Raw genomic sequence first — 16,941 nt, forward strand, 5'->3', positions numbered from 1 at the left:
CAACTTCCCATTCCGGAGACACTGATGAACCGCCTTCTTATTCTCGGCACGGCACTTGCCGCCCTCTTCGTGCAGCCGGCGTTTGCGCAGGAGCAGAAACTGCTCAACGCTTCCTATGACGTCGCCCGCGAGCTGTTTGTGGCCGAGAACGAGGCCTTCGTGAAGGCGCATCCCGGCGTCACGATCGATCAGTCGCATGCGGGTACGTCCAAGCAGGCACGCTCGATCGTCGAGGGTCTCGAGGCTGACGTCGTCACCTTCAACCAGTCGACCGACGTCGATTTCCTGGCAAAGCAGGGTTTTGTTGCCGCGGACTGGAACAAGGCGTTCCCGAACAACGCCTCGCCCTTCTATTCCTTCCCGGCCTTCCTGGTGCGCGCCGGCAATCCAAAAAATATCAAGGACTGGGGTGATCTCGCCCGTGACGACGTCCACGCGATCTTCCCGAATCCGAAAACATCCGGCAACGCCCGCTACACCTATCTCGCGGCAACAGCCTGGGCGAAGGAAGAGTTCAAGGACGACCAGGAGAAGATCGAAGCCTATATCACCAAGATCTTCGACAACGTTCCGGTGTTTGATACCGGTGGCCGCGCCGCCACGACGACCTTCGTCGAACGCGGCCAGGGCGACGTGCTGATCACCTTTGAGGCCGAAACCCGCGGCATCGAAAAGCAGTTCGGCAAGGACAAGGTCGAAAACGTCATTCCGTCGGTCTCGCTGCTTGCCGAATTCCCGGTCGCAGTCGTCGACAAGGTCGCCAAGAAGCATGGCACGGAAGCGCTGGCAAAGACCTATCTGGAATTCCTCTACACCGAGGAAGGCCAGAAGATCGCCGCCGAATTCGGCCACCGCGTCCATAACGAAAAGGTCGCGGCCGAGTTCAAGAGCCAGTTCCCCGAAATCCGCCTCTTCAAGGTCGACGATGTGTTCGGCGGCTGGGCCAAGATCCAATCCGAACACTTCGCCTCCGGCGGCACGCTCGACAAGCTCTACGGCAGCCGCTGATTGGACTGGGGTTGATTGGCTGAGGTGAGTTGTCTCTCAAGGATTGCTACCCATTCACCCTCATTCCTGTGCTTGTCACAGGAATCCAGCCAGCCTAAGTCCTTAGGCTGAAAAAACCCTTCAACCCGGCACGCGTCGGGTCCTGTGGCCGCCACAAGAATGGGGGACGCTAAAGAACTGCGAAACCAGACCGGTGGATATTCGTCCGCCGGTTCTTGCTGTTGAAGACTTTGTTGCAGTTGAAAACGAGGAACTGATCATTTGAGACGACGCAATGTCCTGCCTGGCTTGCCGCTATCGCTGGGCGTGACCCTGTTTTATGTCGGCCTGATCGTCGTGCTGCCGCTGGCGGCGCTTGTCATCAAGGCCGCGAGCCTGGGGCCTGAAGACTATTGGCGGATCGTCTCCTCGTCGCGGGCGCTTGCCAGTTACCGGGTGACCGTGCTGTCGGCGCTTGGTGCCACCGTGTTCAACCTGTTTTTCGGGCTGTCACTTGCCTGGGTCATTACCCGCTACCGGTTTCCCGGCCGCCGCATCATCGATGCGATGGTCGATCTGCCGTTTGCGCTGCCAACGGCGGTTGCCGGCATTGCGCTAACGGCGCTGTTTGCCAACAATGGCTGGTTCGGTTCGGTGCTGGAAGGTTACGGCATCAAGGTCGCCTATACGCCGCTCGGCATCATGATCGCCATGTGTTTCACTTCGCTGCCGTTTATCGTGCGCACGGTGCAGCCGGTGCTGGAAGATCTTGATCCGGCGCTGGAAGAAGCGGCGCAATCGCTCGGCGGGTCCGACTGGACGATCTTTACCAAGGTCATCCTGCCGCTGCTGGCGCCGGCATTGCTGGCGGGCCTCTCGCTGTCGTTTGCCCGTTGCCTTGGCGAATTCGGGGCGATCATCTTCATCGCCGGCAACCAGCCGATGTCGACGGAAATCACAGCGCTGCTGATCTTTATCCGGCTCGAAGAATACGATTACCAGGCGGCCGCCGCCATTGCCTCGGTGCTGCTGCTCGTCGCCTTTACGATGCTGGCCGTTACCAACTGGCTGCAGTCGCGGGCGCTGCGTTACACGGTGAAGGGATAAGACCATGAGCGCCGTTTCCTCCCATCGCAAACCGCCGCGGGTCGGCGACAACACGGTGTTCCGCCGCACGCTGATCGGCATCGTGCTGGTGCTCGTCGCCTTCGTCATCGTCGCGCCGCTGATCATCATCGGCGTCGAGGCATTCTCGAAGGGCTGGGCGGTCTATCGCGATACGATCCTCCATCCGGATACCCGACACGCGATCATGCTCACGGTTGTGGCGGCGCTGATCGCCGTTCCCGTCAACACCGCCTTCGGCATCGCCGCCGCCTGGGCAATCACCAAGTTCGATTTCTGGGGGCGGCGGTTTCTGCTGGTGGTGATCGAGATCCCGTTTTCGGTCTCGCCCATCGTTGCCGGCGTCGCCTATCTGTTCGTCTATGGCCTGCAGGGCCTGTTCGGGCCTGTTCTCGATGCCTACGGGATCAAGATCCTGTTTGCGGTGCCGGGCATCATCATCGCCTCGATGTTCGTGACCGCACCCTTCGTTGCCCGCGAACTCATTCCGCTGATGCAGGCGCAGGGCCGCGATCTCGAGGAGGCCTCGACCTCGCTTGGCGCATCCGGCTTCCGCACCTTCTTTTCGGTGACGCTGCCGAATGTCAAATGGGCACTGCTTTACGGTGTCATTCTCTGCAATGCGCGCGTGATGGGCGAGTTCGGCGCCGTCTCGGTCGTATCAGGCAATATCCGCGGCCAGACCAATACGCTGCCGTTGCATATCGAGCTGCTCTATCACGACTATCAGGCGGCGGGCGCCTTCGCGTCGGCTTCCATCCTGGCGTTGATCGCCGTCCTTACCATCATCGCCAAGGTCGCGCTCGAGCGCCAGGGTGCGGGCCGCGTCCGCAAAACCGCCATTCCGGCAGAGAAAACAGCATGAAGATCCGTCTCGAAAACGTCGTCAAAACCTTCGACACCTTCCGTGCCGTGAAGGGCGTGTCGCTCGATATCGAAAGCGGCGAACTGGTGGCGCTGCTCGGCCCCTCCGGCTCTGGCAAGACGACCATCCTGCGCATGGTGGCGGGGCTCGAATATGCCGATGGCGGCGCCATCTATTTCGGCGATCAGGATGCGACCGACATTCCGGTGCGCGACCGCGGCGTCGGCTTCGTGTTCCAGCATTACGCGCTGTTTCCGCATATGACGGTGGCGCAGAACATCGCCTTCGGCATGAAGGTTTCCAAGGTGAAGCGCGACAGGGCGGCGATCGATGCCCGCGTTGCCGACCTGTTGCGGCTGGTGCGGCTGGATGGTCTCGGCGACCGCTTTCCGGCCCAGATTTCCGGCGGCCAGCGGCAGCGCGTGGCGCTTGCACGGGCGCTGTCGGTCGATCCGAAGGTGCTGCTGCTCGACGAACCGTTCGGCGCGCTCGATGCCAATGTCCGGCACGACCTGCGCCGCTGGCTACGCGAGATCCATTCGGAACTCGGCATCACCACGATCTTCGTCACCCACGACCAGGAGGAAGCACTCGATCTCGCCGACCGGGTGGTGATCCTGAAGGACGGCCAGATCGTGCAGGAAGGCACGCCGCAACAGGTCTGCCGCGATCCGCAATCGGCCTTCGTGATGAAATTCCTGGGCGATGCCAATGTGCTGTCAGCCCAGGTCCGCGACGGCCGCGCCCATGCCGGCGGCCTTTCGGTCGATGCATCGGGGATACCAGACGGCAAGGCCGAGCTCTACGCCCGCCCCGCCGATCTCGACTGGTCGGCACAGGCGCCCGGCATTGCCGCAACGATCTCCCGCGTCCTCGACCGCCCCGACAGCCGCCGTGTTCTGGCGGTAACGGAAACCGGCGAACAGCTGGAATTCGACGTCGAACCGGAACGCCAGGTGTCAGCCGGTGAGGGCGGGTTCGTGACGCTGCGGCGGGCGAAGGTGTTTGCGGTTTAGGGGGACGCCCCACCTACACCCCTCATTCCTGTGCTCGTCACAGGAATCCAGACACGCGAGTGGAAAGACCCTTTCGCGCCGCAGACGCGACCCTGCTAGGTTCCTGTGAGGAGCACAGGAATGAGGGAGGTCAGACGTCTGCCATCGCAAGACGCGGTCATTGCGGATGATCACGAGGCATCATCATCTGCCGGACGCATGACCGTCGTCAGTGAACGTGAAGCGTCAGTTTTCAAACGTTGAGATTGGCGACTTCTCTAATCCGCCATTTGCGGTCATCGCAGCGCTCCTGTCGCAAATCGGTGGTAGCGTCGACAAACTGCGTCTCTCTACGATTGCCGAGGACAGAATGAGTGCGACCTTCAAGGAGCTGAGTGACCGGATTGGTCACGTCGGGGACCTCTATGCCAGGGTGCATGCCATTGAACGGAGCGCCGACTGGTATCTTTTGAAGCTGACCGAGGAACTTGGCGAATTGACCGCTGAGCATCTCCTGATCACCGGTCGGGCGAAGCCAAATGCCGATGGTTCAGGCGGTACCCGCGAAGCCCTGGAAAACGAAGCGGCCGACTTGTTCGGGCAGTTCGTTTTGTATCTTCGCGCAAACGAAATCGACATCGAGGCGGCCATCGAGCGCAAATGGCTCAGGCGTCTCGATCAGTATGTTGCTCTCGGCACGGAAATTTAAGCGCTCTGGCGGCTATGACAGGTCGTGGAGGTTTTTGCCCAAGGCCTGACCGATCTGCCACTCACTGAATCTTACCTCCAGGCCGGCTCTTTCGGGAGTGCAGCACATCGGGCCAACGAAATAATGATCCGCTTTTGGGAATGGGCAAAGGCGGACGAGTGGCCAAGTCTGGCCATCGGCTGACGCTTGGATTCTCAGAACGCCGCTCTGGACGGTCACTCTTATCCAAAAATCTGATGGGTCGCCGTCGTATCGTCCCGTGGCCCAGTCGGAGGCGTCATTCGTCAGCACACTGCCGAGCAAGCCATAGCCGTCCGAAAACTCGATCCCGGTCTTGACCCACCGTCTCTCGTCAAGCCTGACCATGAGGCCAGCCTGGTCGTAAAGATGCTCAAAATGGGCCTGGACCCGAACCTGGGCGGTGAAGTCGCCGTCGGTCTGGAATGCGTAGAAGTGGCCGTTGTCGCGGACAAAGCCATAGTGTGTCTCTCGCCAGAAGTCCGTGCTGGCGTCGGTCGTGACAGATAGTCCGAGATCCGAAGCTTCTGAATTTGCGGGCTGATTTAGCCACCGTCCATTCTTAAGGCTCTGCAATAGTGGCTCCTATGACAACCGGCGGACTTCTTTGCCGCATATTTCGTCGAGAGATTATTGCGAGAGCGCATGAACTGCCAACAAAAAAGGACTGACAGAGAATTTCTGCGTCGTGCCAAGAGCTGCGAGGAGAATGTGGAATGATAGCGTACGACGATTACTCTTCCTTCGGCCAGCAGCAGAGCTCATGCGCGGCGCAGGAGTGGTCGTGGCGGGGCATAAAACGATAGGGCATTCCTCTCTCATTCGGGCCGAACTCAGCTCCGCGTCCTGACATCGGTCGGGGTGAGGGACAGATTTACTCGCGACCAACCGTAACCCCGCGGCCACCCATCCTTTGACTTTTCGCGCCGAAGCCTATAGGGACGGCGCAAACGTTCGGCTGCGATCGTTGCAGCCATGGGGCCTTTGAGCCCGACATATCCGAAAGACAGATTTGATGACCGATATCAACGGCGCCGCCCCGGCGATCGCGAAGGCTTTGCAAAAGCGCGGCTATGAGACGCTAACCCCCGTCCAGCTGGCCATGCTCGATCCCGCGCTTGAAACCGCCGATGCGCTCGTTTCCGCCCAGACCGGCTCCGGCAAGACGGTTGCCTTCGGCATGGCCATGGCGCGCACGCTGCTCGACGATGGTGAGAAATTCGGCCGGGCTGCGGCACCTCTCGCACTCGTCATCGCGCCGACCCGCGAGCTTGCCATGCAGGTGAAGCGCGAGCTCGACTGGCTCTACGCCGAAGCGGACGCCGTGATCACCTCCTGCGTCGGCGGCATGGATATCCGCGCCGAGCGTCGTTCGCTGGAACGCGGCGCCCATATCGTCGTCGGCACGCCTGGCCGTATCTGCGACCATATCCGCCGCAACGCGCTCGACATGACGGAAATCCGCGTGGCCGTGCTCGACGAAGCCGACGAGATGCTCGATCTCGGTTTCCGCGAAGATCTCGAATACATTCTCGAGGCAGCCCCTGCCGAACGCCGCACGCTGATGTTCTCGGCAACCGTTCCCTCGGCCATTGCCAAGCTTGCCAAGAGCTACCAGCGCAATGCCGTGCGCATTGCAACCGCATCCGAACAGAAGCAGCATGTGGATATCGAATATCGCGCGCTGGTCGTCACGCCGTCGGACCGCGAGCATGCGATCGTCAATGCGCTTCGCTTTTACGAGGCGCCGAACGCAATCGTGTTCTGCTCGACGCGTGCTGCCGTCAACCATCTGCATGCCCGTCTTGCCAATCGCAATTTCTCCGTTGTGGCCCTTTCGGGCGAGCTGACGCAGACCGAGCGCACCCATGCGCTGCAGGCCATGCGTGATGGCCGCGCCCGCGTCTGCATCGCAACCGACGTCGCTGCCCGCGGTATCGACCTGCCGGGTCTCGAACTCGTCATCCATGCGGATCTGCCGACCAATTCGGAAACGCTGCTGCACCGTTCGGGCCGCACCGGCCGTGCGGGGCGCAAGGGCGTCAGCGCCCTGATCGTTCCGGTCAGCCAGCGCCGCAAGGCTGAGCGGCTTCTCGCCGGCGCGCAGGTTGAGCCCACCTGGGCCCGCCCGCCATCGGCCGAAGAGGTGACCGCGCGCGACGAGGAACGTCTGTTTGCCGATCCGATCTTCGAAGAGATCGCCAAGGACGAGGACGAACAGGGCCTGATCGACAAGCTGGTGGCGCGTTTCGACGCGACGAAGCTGGCATCCGCCTTCGTCAGCCTTTATCGCGGCAAGAATTCCGCGCCGGAAGACATTACCGAAGTGTCGCTGGAGACCCGCAAGCCCCGCGAAGGCGGCAATGATTCGGCACCGCGGCCGCTGACGCCCCGTGGAGATTTCGGCGCAGCCGTTTGGTTCTCGCTGTCGGTCGGTCGCAAGCAGCGCGCCGAACCGCGCTGGCTGATCCCCACCATCTGCCGCGCCGGTGATCTCACCAAGCAGGAGATCGGCGCGATCAAGATGCAGGCCGAAGAGACCTTCGTGGAAATTGCCGCAGCACACGCCGACAAGTTCATGGCCAAGCTCGGCAAGGATGGAATGATGGAACGCGGCGTGCGCGTGACGCGTCTCGATGGCGTTCCGGATTTCAGCAAGTTCTCGCGCGGCGATGACGAAGGCTTCGTCAAGCGCGAAGGCCCGCGTCTCGACAAGCCCTACAAGGACAACAAGCCGTTCAGCAAGGATGGCCCGCGCAGCGACAAGCCGTTCAACAAGGACAAGCCCTACGGCGACAAGCCTTTCAACAAGGACAAGCTGGCCGGTGCCAAGCCTTACGGCGATGCGCCGCGCAAGGACTGGAAAGCCAAGCCCGCCGGCGCCAATGTCGACCGCCGCGTCGACGACGAAGTCTGGGGCGAAAAGCCGAAGTCCAATTTCGCCAAGAAGCCTGGCGACAAGCCGTTCAAGAAGCCGGCCCCCAAGGGCGGGTTCGACAAGCGCAAGTAGTTGATAGCGGGGGGCGAGGTTTCGTCCCCCGCTTGTTTATTGGCAGATCGGGCGGGCAGGTTACATCCCCTAGCCCTCGAAGCTGCCGCCATAGTCCTTTGGGACGAGGTCGGCTTGCGCGTTGCCGCTCCGCACAAGCTCAAGGATCATGTCTGCCACGCGTTCCGGCGGATGTGCGAAGGATGCGGTTTGGATCTCCTGTGTCTTTGCCGATTCCAGCCCAGACCTGACAGCGCCATAAAACTCGGTTGCGGTGATGAACGGATGCATGATCGAGACGGCAATACCGGCATCGGCAAGCTCCAGGCGCGCGACACTTGAAAGCATGTTCAGCGCTGCCTTGGAACTGGTATAGGCAGCCGAGCCCGGATAGGTGGCAAGCGTTGCGCCTGAGCTGACATTGACGATGCTGCCGGCACCTTGGCTGCGCATATGGGGAATGACCGCCTGCATCATGACCAGCGGCGCGACGCAGTTGAGATCGAGCACATCTTTGAAATCCTCAATGCCGATCTCTTCGATCGTGGCATGCAGGCCCTGTCCGGCGTTGTTGACCAGAACATCGATGCGACCGTATTTCTGAGCGGCGGCCTGGACGGCTTGTTCAACCTGCTCAGGGCGCGTGACATCACACACCACCGCCAGCGCATCATTGCCGATCTCCCGTGCCAGCGCTTCGATGCGATCTTGTCTGCGGGCCAGCAATACGACCCGCGCGCCGGATCTCGCCGCAGCGCGCCCCGTCGCTTCGCCGATACCCGAGGAAGCGCCGGTGACAATCACAACCGCGTCTTTGATTTCCATCTGGAATGTTCCTTCATAAAATGGTGTCCCGCGCAGCATCGCAACAAGGCTGCGCGGGTGAGTATCCGTAGACCGGAGGCGATCCCGTCGCGCGTCCGATCCGGTCTGAAACTTGCACATTCCTGCTTATGCGTTGCTCTGGACGGAAAGCCGTGCCACATCTCTGCTCATGAGCGATGCCATCAGGATGTTGAAGGAGTTTGTGGAAGAACGCGCTGCAGGCGTGCTCACGACCACGGGCATTCCCCGCGTTGACATCCTCAAGGTGACCGAACCGACCGAGCTGTTTCCCGAAATCTATCAGCCTCTGGTTAGCCTGATCCTGCAGGGAGAAAAGCGCCTGCTGATCGGGAGCGAGGTGATCAGTTACACCGCAGGGCAGACATTCATCGCGTCCGTGGCGCTGCCTGTCATCGGCGAGATCGTTCATGCGAGTGTGAAGGGCCCCTATCTCGCGGTCAGGCTCACCTTCGATCGCGCGATGATCGCCGATTTGCTGCTGGACGATCCCGGCCCGGCTGTGTCGTCTGACACGCCCAGCTTTTGCGTCAGTCACGCAAGCGACAGACTTATCGACGCCTGGCTGAGGATGCTGCGCCTGATGGAGGAGCCGGATGAGATTGCGGTGATGGCACCCTTGCTGGAACGGGAAATTCTGTTCCGACTGCTGCGCGGCCCGCAAGGCGCCGTGCTGCGGCAAGTCGCCAGCATCGACGATCGGTTCGCGCAGATCAGGAACGCGCTGGTCCGGCTGCGCAAGGACTATGCCACCACCTTCCACGTGGACGAGCTTGCCTCCGCTTCAAACATGAGCCCATCCGCCTTTCAGCGGCGCTTCAAGACGAGCACCGGCCTGTCGCCGATCCAGTATCAAAAGCGGATCCGGCTATACGAGGCGCGCGGCATGCTGTTTGCACGGCCGGGCGATGTGGCAGCCGTCGCACTTGCCGTCGGCTATGAAAGCCTGTCCCAGTTCACCCGGGAATACGCAAGAATGTTCGGATCGCCACCCGCCCGCGACATCAGGAATTTGCGGGCGACCTCGCCGGTGGGGCCACCGGGGTATGGTGGGGCCGCGGCGGGGTAGGTGGCTTGTGGCTGCGGTTGTGGGCGGCAGGGAGCTGGGTCGGGCTTTAGGTTCGACCAAGGAGTTTAACGCATTGCCTCTGCTATACGGAGCAGGGCCGCGTATATGATCTCCGGGTTGTCAGGTGCTACGGCATTTCGGGCGATGGTTTCGGCGTCAGCGGCGATTTTATGGGCCGCACACAATGCGGTCCGGCCCTTCGGTGTCAGTTCGGTTGTGAGAACCCGGCCGCGGACCGGATGAGCCATGCGCTTGATAAGGCCGTCCCGTTCGAGTGTGGCTATGATGGACTGCATCGTCTGCGGTGTCACGAAGGCGCGCCGGGCCAAGTCCGCACTTGATAAGCCCGCGCTGAACTCCAATCCCGCCAGTACCGAATATTGCGGGGTCGTCAGTCCGATATCTCTCAGCTGGTTGTCGAGATGGCCCCGCAGCGCTAGCTGCGCTCGCTTCAGCGCGTATCCGAGCGAGCGGTATGTGTCATCGACCGGTGGATCCATGAGAGTGGACATATCAGGGCCCTTATACTATTAGATGTCAGTACCCTGATAATACCGGGTCTCATTGAAAAGGATAGGCAGCCTATGGCTCGATTAATTGGACCGGATTTCATCGGCATCCAGACGAAGGATCTGGACGCCGCACTCACCTTCTATCGGGATGTCGTCGGGCTTACGCCCTCGGCGAAAGGACCTCCCGGCGCGATTGTTTTCGAAACCCACCCTATTCCATTCGCCGTTCGCACGCCGATCGAGGACTTTGATGAGACGGTAAAGCTCGGAACGGGCGTTGCAATCTGGTTTGGTTGTGACGACGCTGACGAATTGCACGCGCATCTTTCCGAGAGGGATGTGGAGATAGCATTCCCACCCAAAGACGGGCCGTTCGGGCGCTACTTCGCATTCGTCGATCCATTTGGATATACGATAACGGCGCATAACGTCTCACCGCTGTGACGAGAGCATTTGGCCTTCAGGGTGACGGCAGTCTGAGGCGTATCAAATGCTTTAGCGTCATAAGACTAAAGCGAAGTGCGTTCGATGAACGCACTTCGCTCTAAAACGGCGCCCGAAAAGCCCGACACCTGCCATTTTGTGTTTTCCGCCAGAAGGAAGCGCAAGCAATATGAACACGTTGAGCTAAGTTAAAAGCAACTCTTCTGATTTTCATATCATTATTATGAAATATTCGAAAATATTATTGATTTAGGTCTCTCTCCAAGGCCGAGGCGTCAAAATGCTTGGCGCAAGCTTTGCATTCGATAGTGCAGTACCATTTCTATACTTAAGGTATTGCTACAATGAAAATCGACACATCAACAAGTCGCCTCTACGCGAGCCAAAGCGCGCAGCTATCTACTGCTTCCGACGACACCTCGGCCTCGTTTTTGGCCGCGCTGAGCACTGCCACGGCAGGTGCGTCCACGTCGGATGCAGAGGACGCCGAAGAGACTGACTTTACCAGCATGACCCGCCAGGAAATGCAGGACTGGAGCAATGAGCAGATCCGCAACGGGAATATGTCGCTTGATGAAGGCCTTCCCTTTATGGCGATGACAATGAAAATTCCGGTGGGTGGGGGTACTGCCGGCGAGTTGCAGTCTTCCGATGATGGCGAACGCGTTGATTTTACGGAAAAGGTTCGCGCCGGCATCGAGGGTGCGATGTCGCGCAACGACGAGGACGCGCTCACGATGCTCGAGAAGGCCATGGAGACTATGCAGCAGTATCAGGACGAAACATCCGGCGACGACGCCCGGGGTTAAAACCCCTCAGCCGAACATGCCTGCCTCAACCCACACCATCGCCAGCACATAAAAAAACGGCCGGAGCTTTCACTCCGGCCGTTTCGCATCTCACCAATCAGCTGATCAGTTCATCTGGCTGACATACTTCGTTTCCAGATAGGCCGCGACGGCTTCGGAGCCGCCTTCGGTGCCGTAGCCGGAATCCTTGACGCCGCCGAAGGGGACTTCGGGCAGCGCGAGGCCGTTGTGGTTGATGGTCAGCATGCCGGCTTCGACTTCACGGCCGAGTGCGTGGGCGGTCTTGACCGAGCCGGTGAAGGCGTAGGATGCGAGGCCGAAGGGCAGGCGGTTTGCTTCGGTGATGGCCTCTTCATAGGTCGAGAAGCGGTTGACGATGGCGATCGGGCCGAAGGGCTCGTCGTTCATGATCTTGGCTGACGTCGGCACGTTGGCAAGAACCGTCGGTTCGAAGAAGTTGCCCTTGTTGCCGATGCGCTTGCCGCCGGTCTTCAGTTCGGCGCCGGACGACACTGCGTCCTGGATCAGCGCTTCCATGGCCGGGATGCGGCGTTCGTTGGCAAGCGGGCCCATCGTGGTGCCGGCGTCCATGCCGTTGCCGACCTTGAGGGCTTCTGCAGCCTTTACGAAGCCTTCGAGGAACTTGTCGGCGACGCCGTCCTGGATCAGGAAGCGGGTCGGCGCGACGCAGACCTGGCCGGCGTTGCGGAATTTCGACATGGCAGTCACTTCGATCGCCTTGTCGAGATCGGCGTCATTGAAGATCAGGACCGGTGCGTGGCCGCCGAGTTCCATCGTGGCGCGCTTCATGTGCTTGCCGGCGAGCGCTGCGAGATGCTTGCCGATCGGCGTCGAGCCGGTAAACGAGATCTTGCGGATGACCGGATGCGGAATAAGGTATTCCGAAACTTCCGACGGAATGCCGTAGACGAGGCCGATGACGCCTGCAGGCACGCCGGCGTCTGCAAAGGCCCGGATCAGTTCGGCCGGCGATGCCGGGGTTTCCTCAGGTGCCTTGACGATGATCGAGCAGCCGGTGGCAACCGCTGCAGACAGCTTGCGGACGATCTGGTTGATCGGGAAGTTCCACGGCGTAAAGGCCGCGACCGGGCCGACCGGCAGCTTGATCGTCATCTGGTTGACGCCGTAGAAACGGGCCGGAATGATCTGGCCATAGGTGCGGCGGGCTTCTTCGGCAAACCAGTCGATCGTATCGGCGGCGCCCATGATTTCCATCTTCGACTGGGCAAGCGGCTTGCCCTGTTCGCGGGTCATCATGAAGGCGATGCTATCGGCGCGCTCGCGCAGGAGATCGGCTGCCTTGCGCATCATCTTGGAACGGTCGAAGGGCGAGGTGTCGCGCCAGATCTTGAAACCCTTGTCGGCCGCTTCAAGCGCCAGATCGAGATCCGCCTTACGGGCGTGGGCAATCTTGCCGATCACTTCGTCGGTCGCGGGATCGGTGACTTCGATCGTCTCGCCGGCGATCGCATCGCGCCATTCGCCGTTGATGAAGAGCTTTACGTCGGGATAGGTCTGCATAGGGTCCACTTTCGTTCGTGAAATTCGCGCAAGGGCAGGGGCCGAGGAGGTTCATCCGGCCGCCGGCAGAGGTGTCAAATGTTCCGGTGCCTGAGTTAAGACAAAGACGGGAGACAATCAACGGCGGGCATCGAATAAGTCATACTTATATCGATTAAACCGGGCAGCGTTTTCAGCTGCCGTGCCCCCGCGTGCTCTATAGATAGGGAGGCGTGACGGCGCTGACCACCTCGCAGCGCACAGGTCCGACATTTCGGTAGCGATGCGGCAGGCGGCTGTCGAACAGATAGGCATCGCCGCGCTTCAGGATACGGGTCTGGGTGCCGACGGTGACTTCCAGTTCGCCGGCAACAACGACGCCGCCTTCCTCCGCCTCGTGGGAAAGCATGGTTTCGCCGGTATCGGCGCCGGGCTCGTAGAATTCATGAAACACCTGCACGCTGTGGGATTTGGCATCGCCCACCTGCAACAGCGTCAGCGCGCCTGTCGACAGCGGCGTCAGTTCGTCGGCACGGTAAAAGATCTGGTCGACGGGCGGCAGCGTCAGCGCGAAGAAATCGGTCATCGGATAGTTGATCGCTTCCAGGATCTTCTTCAGCGAGGCGACCGAGGGGCTGACCTTGTTCTTTTCAATCAGCGACACCAGCGAATGGGTAACGCCGGCCTTCACCGCCAGGGCCCGCTGCGACAGCCCGTGCGCCTGGCGCACCAGCCGGAGCCGATCGCCGACATCGAACGCCGCTTCGGGTTCGCTCAGCGGGTGATCGGTTTCCGGTTTTTCCGTTCCGTGCATTCTTCGCGCGCGCCTTCATGCATCGCCAGCGCCTCAAGCGGCGGCAGCGATTTGTGATACACCGAAGGGTGGGGGATGGCCAATGACGAAAAGCGGCGTGGGTGGTGAGGGGGTGTGGGGCGGGCGTGAAGAGGGGGGTGGGAAGCGACAGGCAGGTTTTGGCCGGACACTCAGTAGAAAGCTCCATTCCTAGGTGGGCCGAAGCCAGTATCGGACGTATATGAGAGTGTTCACGAGCGTTCGACCTTGGTCCTGCCTTTAACCGGATTATCGTATGCTAGCTACCTGAAGATGACGTTGCTAGCCATTTCCTTCCCGAGGAAATCCATCAGCATATTGGGTTTTTCCAGATCCTCGTTAGTTAACGCTCCAATCCCTTGCCCAACCACGACCTCCCAGGGCTTCTTACACTCAAGCAACGCACATATGAGCTGACGGATTTTCTTAATCTTCCTGTGACGCAGCCGATCATCTGATCCTGCAAGTTCCTCTATAAACGCTCTGTCCGGATGCTGCGAATTTTTCTCCACCCATTTCGCCGCAGCAGCCATAAAACCTTCCCAAGTCGTGCCCATCACTGAGAGGCATGGATCAGTCACAAGAGCATTCTCAATGGCGTAGCAATGGAGGCGGTATCTTTTAATTGGGGGGCGATGCTCAAGCGGTTGATCAACCACGCCATCGCCGTCGCGTAGAGAAAAGGCGATCGGGTTGTCGTAGAGCGTGCCGAGGAGGTCGACGCAGAAGCTTTCGAGTTCTCCCTGCTGATTTACACTGCCAGCCAGTACAGGGAAGAGCTTGATCCGACCCTGCGACGTTCGCGCAGCCTGCTGCCAAACGCGTTCGTCGTCCTCGCCTTCCAGAATTAGCGCCGCGTCTTCACTTAGCGAGAGTGAAAGAGGATGACCGAAGAACGGAGCAATCTTGCGAAGCTCGGCACTGGTCGGTTTAAGTTCTACCATATCAACTGCGAAGCTCTTTGTGCCCAAAGACACATACTTCGAATCGGCGAGAGAACACACAAGCGGGCTGCTATGCGTGGAGAGGCATATGGCGATGCTTTCCCCGTAGGCCCTAAACTCGTCCAACATAGAGATGATCAACTTACCGAGTCGTGCTTGTAGGTCTCGGTGAAGGTGCACGTCTGGCTCGTCAAGTAGTAGTAAGTTAATCCTCGCGGGGTCTATAGTATCGAAGAAATAAAGAATTTCGGCAGCCAGTGCTACTGCTTCAGACTCGCCGCTGCTGATTTGGTCTGGGCTTATCGTCTGACCATCAGCGAGGGCACGGAATTCAAAATCGGCCGCACCCATCTCTAGGGAAATATTGGTTAGCAGCTGATTTACTTTGCTTAGCCGGTCTGTTTCGAAGTTGCGCGTTGGATCCATCCGAATTTCAGGCGTGCTGGCAAGCCGACGTAGGTAAAGTGTCTCGGCTTCACGAAAAAGCATAGCCGACGCGGCTTTGAAGTTGCTGGCCTGATTAACCGACCGTACTTGCCGTAGCCACGTAGGGTCATTGCTCATATTTGTCAGGACGTTGCCATCGCGCTTGAAAGACCCAGCGCGCTCCGGGCTAACGTAGCGGACATTATAAAGCTGTGTGTTTTGACTGGTTACTCCGTCGATGTCGCGGAGGAAGCGGCTTTTTCCCGCGCCATTACGGCCCATGATTACGTTGATGTTATTTAGGTTGGTAAGGTGGGCATGTTGCCCCTTCAGTTCAGCTACTTTCAACGTCGCCCCCGATGTTTCTCCAACTCTATGTCATCAGGCGCGGGAATGGAATATTGCGGGGCCGTTCGAGCAGAGTTTGGATGTTTCTTCTACCTTTGGCTGCTAATCAAATGAGTGGCAATTTTGGATGGCAACGCTCACCGCCGGCTATTCAAGACAATGGATCGAAACAGGTCGTTCAAAAACGCGTTGGCCTGTGTCCACTTCCACCCCCATCTCGCGCAAAAGAAAGCCCGGCACACAACAGCGCGCCGGGCTTATTACGCAGCAAAATCCCCCTCAGAAAAACGCCTGTATCCCCGTCTGCGCACGGCCTAAAATCAGCGCATGGACGTCATGCGTGCCTTCATACGTGTTGACCGTTTCGAGGTTCTGGGCGTGGCGCATGACGTGGTATTCGATCTGGATGCCGTTGCCGCCGTGCATGTCGCGGGCTTGGCGGGCGATGTCGAGTGCCTTGCCGCAATTGTTGCGCTTGACGATGGAGATCATTTCCGGGGCCATCTTGTGCTGGTCCATCAGCTGGCCGACGCGCAACGATGCCTGCAGGCCGAGCGTGATTTCGGTCTGCATGTCGGCGAGCTTCTTCTGGTAGAGCTGTGTGCCTGCGAGCGGCTTTCCGAACTGCTTGCGATCCAGCCCATACTGGCGGGCGCGGAACCAGCAGTCTTCGGCAGCGCCCATCACGCCCCAGGAAATGCCGTAGCGGGCGCGGTTGAGGCAGCCGAACGGGCCTTTGAGGCCCGACACGTTGGGCAGGATGGCATCTTCGGTCACGTCCACGCCGTCCATGACGATTTCGCCTGTGATCGAGGCGCGCAGCGAAAGCTTGCCGCCGATCTTCGGGGCCGAGAGACCCTTCATGCCCTTTTCGAGCACAAAGCCGCGGATCTCGTTGTTATGGGCTTCCGATTTTGCCCAGACGACAAAGACATCGGCGATCGGGGCGTTGGAGATCCAGGTTTTTGCGCCGCGCAGGCGATAACCGCCTTCGATCTTTTCGGCGCGGGTCTTCATGCCGCCGGGGTCGGAGCCGGCGTCCGGTTCGGTCAGGCCGAAACAGCCGATCAGGTCTCCGGAGACGAGGCCGGGCAAATACTTCTTTTTCTGCTCGTCGGAGCCGTAGGTGAAGATCGGATAGATCACCAGCGACGACTGGACGCTCATCATCGAGCGATAGCCACTGTCGATGCGCTCGATCTCGCGGGCGACGAGGCCGTAGGCGACGTAGGAGGCGTTGGCGGCGCCATATTCCTCGGGCAGCGTCACGCCGAGAAGGCCGGTCTGGCCCATCAGCTTGAACAGGTCCTTGTCGGTGGTCTCATCGAGATAGGCATCGTTGATGCGGGGCGCGAGTTCGGCCTTGGCAAAGCTTGCGGCCGCATCGCGGATCATCCGCTCTTCGTCGCTCAGTTGGTCTTCGATGAGAAAGGGATCGTTCCAGTTAAACGCCATGCTTCTGAGGCCTCCGGATTTCAGCAATTCTGTTGATGGCGATTATCGCC

Annotated in this window: 16 protein-coding genes; 9 read left to right on the forward strand and 7 right to left on the reverse strand. The window is 59.8% G+C overall.

Annotation, left to right across the window (positions count from 1 at the left end; all coding sequences use genetic code 11):
• The first annotated feature begins 24 nt into the window (after positions 1–24).
• The 5 genes from cysP (at position 25) to ACQY1L_RS01105 (ending at position 4,681) form a co-directional block, all read left to right on the forward strand.
• Positions 25–1,008: a thiosulfate ABC transporter substrate-binding protein CysP gene (gene cysP / locus ACQY1L_RS01085; protein WP_430242198.1), complete on the forward strand. Its 984-nt coding sequence runs from the start codon at positions 25–27 to the stop codon at positions 1,006–1,008.
• Positions 1,009–1,269: 261 nt separating this feature from the next.
• Positions 1,270–2,094 carry a sulfate ABC transporter permease subunit CysT gene (gene cysT / locus ACQY1L_RS01090; RefSeq protein WP_430242200.1) on the forward strand — a complete coding sequence of 275 codons (825 nt, stop codon included), beginning with the start codon at positions 1,270–1,272 and terminating at the stop codon, positions 2,092–2,094.
• A gap of 4 nt (positions 2,095–2,098) precedes the next feature.
• Positions 2,099–2,977: a sulfate ABC transporter permease subunit CysW gene (gene cysW / locus ACQY1L_RS01095; RefSeq protein WP_192077728.1), complete on the forward strand. Its 879-nt coding sequence runs from the start codon at positions 2,099–2,101 to the stop codon at positions 2,975–2,977.
• Positions 2,974–3,993 carry a sulfate/molybdate ABC transporter ATP-binding protein gene (locus tag ACQY1L_RS01100; protein WP_430242202.1) on the forward strand — a complete coding sequence of 340 codons (1,020 nt, stop codon included), beginning with the start codon at positions 2,974–2,976 and terminating at the stop codon, positions 3,991–3,993. The genes cysW and ACQY1L_RS01100 overlap by 4 nt, the downstream gene beginning before the upstream one ends.
• 211 nt (positions 3,994–4,204) lie before the next feature.
• Positions 4,205–4,681: a hypothetical protein gene (locus ACQY1L_RS01105; RefSeq protein WP_249406427.1), complete on the forward strand. Its 477-nt coding sequence runs from the start codon at positions 4,205–4,207 to the stop codon at positions 4,679–4,681.
• Positions 4,682–4,693: 12 nt separating this feature from the next.
• Here the strand turns inward: ACQY1L_RS01105 and ACQY1L_RS01110 are convergent, their stop codons facing one another.
• Entirely contained in the window at positions 4,694–5,275 is a 582-nt protein-coding gene (locus ACQY1L_RS01110) for a DUF1349 domain-containing protein (protein ID WP_430242205.1), read from the reverse strand.
• 439 nt (positions 5,276–5,714) lie between these two features.
• Here ACQY1L_RS01110 and ACQY1L_RS01115 point away from each other — a divergent pair, with 439 nt between their 5' ends.
• Positions 5,715–7,709, forward strand: coding sequence for a DEAD/DEAH box helicase (locus ACQY1L_RS01115; protein ID WP_430242206.1), 1,995 nt, complete (start codon positions 5,715–5,717; stop codon positions 7,707–7,709).
• A 69-nt stretch (positions 7,710–7,778) separates the two neighbouring features.
• On the opposite strand, the gene ACQY1L_RS01120 is transcribed toward ACQY1L_RS01115, so the two are convergent.
• Positions 7,779–8,513 (reverse strand): SDR family oxidoreductase, encoded by a 735-nt coding sequence (locus ACQY1L_RS01120; RefSeq protein WP_430242208.1) that lies wholly within the window; start codon positions 8,511–8,513, stop codon positions 7,779–7,781.
• Between the two features lie 187 nt (positions 8,514–8,700).
• Here ACQY1L_RS01120 and ACQY1L_RS01125 point away from each other — a divergent pair, with 187 nt between their 5' ends.
• A complete protein-coding gene (locus ACQY1L_RS01125; RefSeq protein ID WP_430257683.1) occupies positions 8,701–9,600 on the forward strand; it encodes an AraC family transcriptional regulator in 900 nt (299 codons plus the stop codon).
• A 65-nt stretch (positions 9,601–9,665) separates the two neighbouring features.
• Here ACQY1L_RS01125 and ACQY1L_RS01130 read toward each other — a convergent pair whose 3' ends face one another.
• Complete coding sequence (locus tag ACQY1L_RS01130; protein WP_430242213.1) at positions 9,666–10,112, reverse strand: MarR family winged helix-turn-helix transcriptional regulator; 447 nt, start codon at positions 10,110–10,112, stop codon at positions 9,666–9,668.
• A 72-nt stretch (positions 10,113–10,184) separates the two neighbouring features.
• On the opposite strand from ACQY1L_RS01130, the gene ACQY1L_RS01135 reads away from it, so the two are divergent.
• Both ACQY1L_RS01135 and ACQY1L_RS01140 read left to right on the forward strand, forming a co-directional pair.
• Positions 10,185–10,556 (forward strand): VOC family protein, encoded by a 372-nt coding sequence (locus tag ACQY1L_RS01135; protein ID WP_430242215.1) that lies wholly within the window; start codon positions 10,185–10,187, stop codon positions 10,554–10,556.
• A 344-nt stretch (positions 10,557–10,900) separates the two neighbouring features.
• Entirely contained in the window at positions 10,901–11,365 is a 465-nt protein-coding gene (locus ACQY1L_RS01140) for a hypothetical protein (protein WP_430242217.1), read from the forward strand.
• A 105-nt stretch (positions 11,366–11,470) separates the two neighbouring features.
• On the opposite strand, the gene ACQY1L_RS01145 is transcribed toward ACQY1L_RS01140, so the two are convergent.
• From ACQY1L_RS01145 to ACQY1L_RS01160, 4 genes are all read right to left on the reverse strand, one after another.
• Entirely contained in the window at positions 11,471–12,907 is a 1,437-nt protein-coding gene (locus ACQY1L_RS01145; RefSeq protein WP_430242219.1) for an NAD-dependent succinate-semialdehyde dehydrogenase, read from the reverse strand.
• Positions 12,908–13,103: 196 nt separating this feature from the next.
• On the reverse strand, positions 13,104–13,700 hold the full coding sequence (locus tag ACQY1L_RS01150) for a cupin domain-containing protein (protein WP_430242221.1): 597 nt from the start codon (positions 13,698–13,700) through the stop codon (positions 13,104–13,106).
• A gap of 281 nt (positions 13,701–13,981) precedes the next feature.
• Positions 13,982–15,436: an AAA family ATPase gene (locus tag ACQY1L_RS01155; RefSeq protein WP_430242223.1), complete on the reverse strand. Its 1,455-nt coding sequence runs from the start codon at positions 15,434–15,436 to the stop codon at positions 13,982–13,984.
• 279 nt (positions 15,437–15,715) lie between these two features.
• Positions 15,716–16,891, reverse strand: a complete 1,176-nt coding sequence (locus tag ACQY1L_RS01160; protein ID WP_430242226.1) for an acyl-CoA dehydrogenase — start codon at positions 16,889–16,891, stop codon at positions 15,716–15,718.
• Positions 16,892–16,941: the final 50 nt, after the last annotated feature.

The organism is Neorhizobium sp. DAR64862/K0K3 (assembly GCF_050500185.1).
GTDB lineage: Bacteria > Pseudomonadota > Alphaproteobacteria > Rhizobiales > Rhizobiaceae > Neorhizobium > Neorhizobium soli.